Origin of the sequence: Vibrio sp. 10N.261.52.A1 (assembly GCF_002876325.1) — a bacterium.
GTDB classification, from domain to species: Bacteria; Pseudomonadota; Gammaproteobacteria; order Enterobacterales; family Vibrionaceae; genus Vibrio; species Vibrio chagasii.
Window position 1 is genome coordinate 1 of sequence record NZ_MCYD01001081.1, and the last position, 8,281, is coordinate 8,281.

The window sequence follows — 8,281 nt, forward strand, 5'->3', positions numbered from 1 at the left end:
TACCAACACAACTCTCAAGCAAACGTTTGCGCAATATGCGTGACAATTGAGATTGTTACTGGTATAAACCTCTCAAAATTTAGAAAACTCAATTCAGGAGAACACCATGGAACTGTCAGCATTGACTGCTGTTTCACCAGTAGACGGCCGTTACGGAAGTAAGACTATTGCATTACGCAGCATCTTTAGTGAGTTTGGTCTACTAAAGTACCGCTCTATCGTTGAAATTCGTTGGTTACAAAAGCTTGCAGCTACTGATGCAATCAAAGAAGTACCAGCGTTCAGTGCAGAAGCTAACCAGTTTCTTGATGAACTAGCCGCTAACTTCAGCGAAGAAGATGCTCTACGTATCAAAGAGATCGAGCGCACAACAAACCACGACGTAAAAGCGGTTGAATACTTCTTAAAAGAGAAAGTAGCTGGCGTTCCTGAGCTTCACGCTGTTAACGAATTCATTCACTTTGCATGTACTTCTGAAGACATCAACAACACGTCTCACGCGCTTATGCTTAAAGAAGCTCGTGACGAAGTTGTTCTTCCAGAAATCCGCAACGTAATCGACGCAATCAAAGCACTTGCTAACGAATACCGTGACATTCCTCTTCTTTCTCGTACACACGGTCAGCCTGCTTCTCCTTCTACTATGGGTAAAGAAATGGCTAACGTTGCGTACCGTATGGAACGTCAATACAAGCAAATCGAAAACGTTGAGATCCTAGCGAAAATCAACGGCGCTGTTGGTAACTACAACGCACACCTTTCTGCATACCCAGAAGTAGATTGGCACCAGTTCTCAGAAGAGTTCATCACTGAATCTCTTGGTGTTACTTGGAACCCATACACAACTCAAATCGAACCTCACGATTACATCGCAGAGCTATTCGACGCGATTGCTCGTTTCAACACGATCCTTCTAGACTTCGACCGTGACGTTTGGGGCTACATTGCTCTTGGTCACTTCAAGCAGAAGACGATTGCTGGTGAAATCGGCTCATCTACAATGCCGCATAAAGTTAACCCAATTGACTTCGAAAACTCGGAAGGCAACCTTGGTCTAGCCAACGCTGTATTCAGCCACCTAGCGCAAAAGCTTCCAGTTTCTCGCTGGCAACGTGACTTAACTGACTCTACTGTTCTTCGTAACCTAGGTGTTGGTGTTGGCTACGCTATCATTGCATACACTTCAACTCTGAAAGGTATTAGCAAGCTAGAAGTTAACCGCGAAGCACTACTTGCTGAACTAGACAAGAACTGGGAAGTTCTAGCTGAACCAGTACAAACAGTAATGCGTCGTTACGGCATCGAGAAGCCATACGAAAAGCTTAAAGAACTAACTCGTGGTAAGCGTGTAGACGGCGAAGGCATGCGTGCCTTCATCGATGGCCTAGAGATCCCTGAAGACGAGAAAGTTCGTCTGAAAGAGATGACTCCAGCGAACTACATCGGTCAAGCTGTCGAGCTAACTGACAAGCTGTAATTCGAGCTTCGAATTAGAAGATATGAGAAGGCTTCCTATGTGGAAGCCTTTTTATTACGCGGAACTAAATCTATCGCTAAAGGAATCGTAAACATAAGATTACCTAGCGACAACTGCACCTCATAACTCACGCCTCAAAACTTGTTATCTTAAACACCAAGATCAAAAAAGGCCTCCCGAAGGAAGCCTTTAGTATTCTCTCATTGTGTTAGAGATTACAGGTTACGTAGAGACGCAATACGCTTATCTAGCGGTGGGTGGCTCATTAGAAGTTCTGTTAGAGAACGCTTACCGTTGATACCAAATGCCATCATAGAACCTTCTAGTTGTGGCTCGTGGCTCACCTTCAGACGCTCTAGAGCAGCAATCATCTTCTCTTTACCTACCAAGTGCGCAGCACCTGCATCGGCATGGAATTCACGATGGCGGCTGTACCACATGGTGATGAAGCTCGCTAGGAAACCAAATACCAATTCCAGCACCATAGACACACCGAAGTACACCATCATGTTGCTACCACCTTCTTCCTCGTTATCATTCGATGCCACAATGTTGGCAATGAAACGAGAAAGGAAGATAACGAACGTGTTCACAACACCTTGCATCAACGTCATTGTCACCATGTCGCCGTTTGCGATGTGGCTAACTTCGTGCGCCAGTACCGCTTCAGCTTCATCACGCGTCATGTTGTGTAGCAAACCAGTTGATACCGCGACCAGTGAATCGTCACGCTTAGCACCAGTTGCAAATGCGTTGATGTCTGGCGAATCGTAGATCGCTACTGTCGGCATACCAATACCAACTTGTTGAGCTTGACGGCTTACCGTCTCCATCAACCAGTGTTCTGTTTCGTTGCGTGGGCTTTCAATCACCATACCGCCAACAGAACGAAGTGCCATTTTCTTTGACATCATTAGTGAGATGAATGAGCCGCCGAAACCGAATACCGCAGCCATCACCAACAAGCCTGAGAGGCTACCTGGTTGCATACCTGTGACTGCGTATACAATATTAAGAACAACACTTAGTACCAATACAACCGCAAGGTTGGTTGCAAGGAACAACATTACTCGCTTCATTACTTATCTCCGCATGAAAGCTGTTTTTATCAAACTTATTGTTATAGACAAGGCAGACAGCAATTGATTCCAACCTTGACGACTTATACTTACTTATACATATAGTCTTAGATTAAGAAAACAAGGTTAAGCATTAAATTGAAACATTTGATTACGGGAGTAGCGCAATTTGCACTCGTCCATTAGACCTAAGTAGTATGGTCTACCTCTATCGTTCAGTTTAGAGTGTTAATCAATTAATGATTGGCTAGTTCATGTAACAAAAGGAAAGGATCATGGTTGAAGGTACTAACACTCAAATGGCTATCGATTTACTGTGCTGTCACCTGGGGATTACTGAAGAAGAAGCGAAAAAACAGATCGGTATTCTTACGCCAGAGGCTGCGCAGACAAACATCACAGAGACACAACAAGCACTAATGGGGCTGACAAAAGATCACTAATCCCAAGCTTGACTCTATAAAGGCTTAAATAGCAAAAGGGCTGCAATCGCAGCCCTTTTCTTATTCAAGGTGTTACTTCAAAGCTACAGTGCAAGCAATGGCTGTACATCGATGTACTTACCAATATTTTTAGACTTAGCTTTTGGTACGTAAGGGATCTCACCCAGTTTTGGGGCGCCTAGCTTGTCTTCAAGCATCGCAATAATGTCTGCGTAATGTTCTGTGCCTGGATTAATACGGTTAGCAACCCAACCGACGAGGTTTAGGCCATCTGCACGAATCGCTTCTGCAGTTAGTAGAGCATGGCTCAAGCAGCCTAGCTTAATACCTACCGTCAGAACCACAGGAAGCTGTTCTTTCTTAACCCAGCTAGACAGGTATTCGTCGTCTGAGACGGGCACACGCCAACCACCAGCACCCTCTACCAAAACGATGTCAGAATTCTGCTTATGTTCAGCTAGCTTAGCCGATAGCACCTCTTCCTCAATCACTACGCCGTCATGCTTAGCAGCAATGTGAGGTGATGATGGTAGTAGCAATGCGTATGGGTTAACGTCTTCATAGGCGATGTCTTGTGTTGCAGCTTCTTGAAGATGCAGCGCGTCGCTGTTACGTAACCCTTCAGGGTACTTTTCACACCCTGCAGCAACTGGCTTATAACCAATTGTTGATAAATCTTGTGCGGCCAAAGCTTGAAGAATCGCTTTTGAAACCACAGTTTTTCCCACTTCGGTATCCGTACCTGCAATGAATACTGCATCAATCATAATTGAATAACCCCTAAACAAACTTGATATGTTGCTGGTAAGAAACCTTGATGGTTTTTAAACTCTCGATATTCCCGTTCAACAAGCTGCAACATGCGACGACTTGTTAAACCTTGTGAGCGACCACTTACGTGATTAGCGCCGATACCTTTAAGGTCGCGCATCAGTTCAAATGAAGTGTCGTACCAAACGGTGATGGTGGGCAAGTCTAGTTGATGAACCGCACAGCTAGATTGCGCTAACGCAATTTTTACCTGATTGATTGTAATAAAATGGTTAACGTGTTGATGTGCGTCAATTTTGCTCCATGACTTTTCCAACTCAAACAGTGATCCATGGAGCAAAGTTGAGAAAATAACCCGCCCACCCGCTACAGTCACACGCTTCATCTCCTTCAAAGGCGATGATAAATCGTCACACCATTGCAAAGCTAAGCTCGAAAAAACAATGTCAAAACTTCCATTTGCAAACGGCAATTGTTCGGCATCAGCTTGTTGATATAAGGAGACGGCAGAACCACAACGCTGCTTTGCCTTCTCTAGCATTCCAATAGAGAGGTCGGCACAAACCACTTCTGCACCACGATTCAACAATTGCTCTGAAAAATATCCCGTCCCGCAACCAAGATCGAGCACCTTAACACCAGAAAGATCGTTTGGTAGCTTATCCAGCAATCGGTGACCAACATCGCGCTGAAACTCAGCGTGTTTATCATAGGTAGTTGCTGCCTTACCAAACGCTTCGGCAATTGCACTTTTGTCTTGGCCTAGGTATTCGTGCACTACTGCTTCTTGTGACATTTACTGAGCCTCTTCCTTTAATACAGGTCTGGATTCGATAGCTTTAAGTAACAAACTGCTTAACTGGCTAACCTGTTTTTGAGTGTGATTGGCAGTTAATGTGATTCTCAAACGAGCTGTTCCTGCCGGTACAGTCGGCGGCCTGATTGCTGTCACCCAAATCTGATTAGTTTTTAACTCATCTGCGACCGATAATGTCGCCTTTGCTTCGCCTATCACCAATGGCTTAATCGGAGTCTTGGTATCAACAAAGCCCGGTACGCATTTCATCTGCTCCGCATAAAGAGCACTTAACTCAGTCAGTTTCTCTCTGCGCCACTCTTGGGTTTGAATCATCTGACAAGCATGAGACAAAGCGACAGCCTGTGAGGGCGGCATTGCCGTCGAATACACATGATGACGTGCAAACTGGGTTAAGTAATCACCCACCTCGGCTGAACATAGAATCGCAGCACCGGAGAGACCAAATGCTTTACCGAAGGTCACCACTAAAATATCAGGTGTGATTTGCGCAGCATTGCAGCTTCCTGCCCCTCTGTCGCCTAATACACCTATGCCATGAGCGTCATCAACCGCCAACCAACTGTCGTGTCGATTGGTCAAGCAAGACATGATATCGAGAGGAGCTTGGTCACCATCCATGCTGAAAACGCCTTCCGTCACGACTAACGATTGGGGAGAACGACTTAGTAACGACTCAAGGTGCTGCACATCGTTGTGCTTAAAGCGTTTCATTGTGGAAGGAGAAAGTACACCCGCTTCCATCAAAGAGGCGTGATTAAGCTTGTCTTGTAGCAAGACGTCATCTTTCTCGAGCAAAGAAAACAACAGGGCTTGATTAGCGCTGAATCCCGAACTAAAAAGAATGGCACGTTCGAAGCCAAGCCACCCACACAGCTGAGCTTCTAGGTTTCGATGAGCTGGGCTAAACCCGGTGACTAATGGCGACGCTGCACTACCAGCACCATACTGAGACAACCCGTTTTGCCATGCTTCGACCAACTCAGGATCGTTCGCCAGTCCCAAATAGTCATTACTCGAAAAGTTTATAAAGGATGAACCATCACTACTAAGCAATGGACCATTACTGTTTTCAAGCACCTTGAGTTGACGAGTTAACCCTTGCTCACGGCGATGAACAAGGGCTTCTTCAATACGAGATTTAAACCGTGGCATCGTAGAACATGTCATCTTTCGTAGGGCGAGCTGCAACACGCTCCACCACTTGATCTAACAGTTCGTTTTCTTGAATTTCATCAGGCTTTTGAGCCACTTCTTGGCTGTTGATACCCAACTTCTTAAACAGCTGCATATCTGTATCTTCATCCGGGTTTGGCGTAGTCAGTAGCTTACAGCCATAGAAGATAGAGTTTGCACCCGCCATGAAACACATCGCTTGCATTTGTTCGTTCATGTTCTCACGACCTGCAGATAAACGAACCGCAGACTTAGGCATCATGATGCGAGCAATCGCGATCAATTTAATAAAGTCGAAAGACTCAACATCATCGACGTTTTCCATCGGTGTGCCTTTCACTTTAACAAGCATGTTGATAGGTACACTCTCTGGGTGTACCGGAAGGTTAGCCAGTTCAACTAGCAAGCCCGCACGGTCATTAGTGCTTTCGCCCATACCAATAATACCTCCCGAACAGATCTTCATACCTGCATCACGAACGTGAGATAGCGTGTCTAGACGATCTTGATAGGTACGAGTGGTGATAATGCTGCCATAAAACTCTGGAGAGGTATCAAGATTGTGGTTGTAGTAATCCAATCCTGCATCTGCTAACTCACCTGCTTGTTCAGGCGTTAGCATGCCAAGTGTCATACAGGTTTCTAGCCCCATACCTTTCACACCTTTAATCATATCGGTAAGGTGTGGCATATCGCGCTCTTTAGGGTTCTTCCATGCTGCCCCCATACAGAAACGGGTTGAGCCCGCATTCTTCGCTTTTTGTGCGGCATCCAGCACACGTTCAACTTCCATCAGGCGCTCTTTATCGACATCAGTTCGATAGTGCGCACTTTGAGGGCAGTATTTACAATCTTCAGGACAAGCACCTGTTTTGATAGATAACAGCGTACTCACCTGCACGTGGTTGTGCTCTTGGTACTGTCTGTGAACCAGTTGTGCTTCAAACATTAAATCCATAAATGGTTTTTCAAGCAGTGCCTTTACTTCAGCGACTGTCCAGTCATGACGAACTTCCACGTGTCGATCCTTTTTTATTATTTGATGTCGCATCTCCATCAATAGAGATTGCATTTATGCTTGGCTAGTCTACCGACAAGCTTTAGACTGTCAACACATTGATAATAACAAAAGTTTACATCTGGTTATTTTTTAATCACAATAAGAACGGAAATCGTTATGGATCTCGCCTTTGATCGCCAGCATATCTGGCATCCCTACACATCAACGTTAACACCTCTGACCTGCTATCCAGTTACCAATGCAGACGGCGTTTACCTAGAACTAGAGGGCGGAAATCGAATTATTGATGGTATGTCTTCTTGGTGGTCAACAATCCACGGATACAATCACCCGGTCTTAAATAAAGCTGCGCACAGCCAAATCGATAAGGTTTCACACGTAATGTTTGGTGGCATCACCCACCAGCCGGCTATCGATTTATGTAAGAAACTTCTTAAACTAGCACCAGACAATCTAGAACACGTATTTTTGGCTGATTCAGGATCGGTCGCGGTAGAAGTGAGCCTGAAAATGGCACTTCAATTTTGGCACGCGAAAGGACAACCTCGATCTAAATTCTTAACGCTGAGAGATGGTTATCACGGTGACACGTTCGCTGCGATGTCAGTGACAGACCCCGATAACTCAATGCACAGTCTCTATAAGGGCTTTTTACCTGAGCATATTTTCGCTGAATCGCCAAAGACTGGCTTTTGGGATGAATGGAACCCAAGTGACATTGATAGTTTTCGTGAAAAGCTATCCGCACACCATGAAGAAGTCGCCGCCGTGATCTTAGAGCCAATCGTTCAGGGCGCTGGCGGTATGCGTATTTACCACCCTGAATTCTTGAAACAAGTTCGCTTGCTTTGTGATGAGTTTAACGTGCTGTTGATTCTAGATGAAATTGCAACGGGGTTTGGCCGCACAGGTAAACTGTTTGCCTGCGAGCATGCAAATATTCAGCCGGATATTTTGTGTGTCGGCAAAGCTCTGACTGGTGGTTATATGACGCTTTCAGCAACACTAGCAAGTAAAGAAGTCGCGGACACCGTATGTGGAGGTGAGGCAGGTTGCTTCATGCACGGCCCGACTTTTATGGGTAACCCGTTAGCTTGTGCCGTTGGAGCTGCGAGTTTATCCCTCATAGAGCAAGGCCATTGGCAAAATCAAACCCTACAAATTGAACAGCTTTTCTCTGAATTGCTGCCACCTTTGCGAGAGCATGCACTGGTTAAAGACGTTCGCTGGTTGGGCGCTATTGGTGTAGTTGAAACCCATTCACCTGTCGAGATGGAAGCTATACAAGCTCACTTTGTCGAGCAAGGTGTTTGGATTCGTCCATTTGGAAGGTTAATTTATATGATGCCTCCGTTTATTAGCGAACCACAACATATAGAGCAATTAGTCGCTGCTATCGATACTGCATTAAAAAATGCTCATTGCTTTAAATCGTAATTAAATAATGCGTTTATTGTTCTAAACAAGAGCGATGATTATTTCCGTATAGCTTCAGTA

8 protein-coding genes are annotated in these 8,281 nt (G+C 45.2%); 3 read left to right on the forward strand and 5 right to left on the reverse strand.

All coding sequences use genetic code 11. From position 1 onward, the window contains the following. Positions 1 to 106: 106 nt before the first annotated feature. A complete protein-coding gene (purB, locus tag BCT81_RS23335; protein ID WP_102426022.1) occupies positions 107 to 1,477 on the forward strand; it encodes an adenylosuccinate lyase in 1,371 nt (456 codons plus the stop codon). Positions 1,478 to 1,692: 215 nt separating this feature from the next. Here purB and htpX read toward each other — a convergent pair whose 3' ends face one another. Next, positions 1,693 to 2,556 (reverse strand): protease HtpX, encoded by an 864-nt coding sequence (gene htpX / locus BCT81_RS23340; RefSeq protein WP_102426023.1) that lies wholly within the window; start codon positions 2,554 to 2,556, stop codon positions 1,693 to 1,695. A 275-nt stretch (positions 2,557 to 2,831) separates the two neighbouring features. Here htpX and BCT81_RS29455 point away from each other — a divergent pair, with 275 nt between their 5' ends. Beyond that, a complete protein-coding gene (locus BCT81_RS29455) occupies positions 2,832 to 2,999 on the forward strand; it encodes a hypothetical protein (protein ID WP_170222481.1) in 168 nt (55 codons plus the stop codon). A gap of 83 nt (positions 3,000 to 3,082) precedes the next feature. On the opposite strand, the gene bioD is transcribed toward BCT81_RS29455, so the two are convergent. From bioD to bioB, 4 genes are read right to left on the reverse strand one after another with little or no spacing between them, the layout of a single operon-like run. Further along, positions 3,083 to 3,766: a dethiobiotin synthase gene (gene bioD / locus BCT81_RS23345; protein WP_004742005.1), complete on the reverse strand. Its 684-nt coding sequence runs from the start codon at positions 3,764 to 3,766 to the stop codon at positions 3,083 to 3,085. Beyond that, a complete protein-coding gene (gene bioC / locus BCT81_RS23350; RefSeq protein ID WP_102426024.1) occupies positions 3,763 to 4,566 on the reverse strand; it encodes a malonyl-ACP O-methyltransferase BioC in 804 nt (267 codons plus the stop codon). Before bioC ends, bioD begins: the two co-directional genes overlap by 4 nt. After that, positions 4,567 to 5,742, reverse strand: coding sequence for an 8-amino-7-oxononanoate synthase (gene bioF / locus BCT81_RS23355; RefSeq protein WP_102426025.1), 1,176 nt, complete (start codon positions 5,740 to 5,742; stop codon positions 4,567 to 4,569). It abuts the gene before it with no gap. After that, positions 5,729 to 6,781, reverse strand: coding sequence for a biotin synthase BioB (bioB, locus tag BCT81_RS23360; RefSeq protein WP_008224593.1), 1,053 nt, complete (start codon positions 6,779 to 6,781; stop codon positions 5,729 to 5,731). The genes bioF and bioB overlap by 14 nt, the downstream gene beginning before the upstream one ends. Before the next feature lie 159 nt (positions 6,782 to 6,940). Between bioB and bioA the strand changes: the two genes are divergently transcribed. Continuing rightward, positions 6,941 to 8,221 carry an adenosylmethionine--8-amino-7-oxononanoate transaminase gene (gene bioA / locus BCT81_RS23365; RefSeq protein WP_102426026.1) on the forward strand — a complete coding sequence of 427 codons (1,281 nt, stop codon included), beginning with the start codon at positions 6,941 to 6,943 and terminating at the stop codon, positions 8,219 to 8,221. The last annotated feature ends 60 nt before the right edge of the window (positions 8,222 to 8,281 follow it).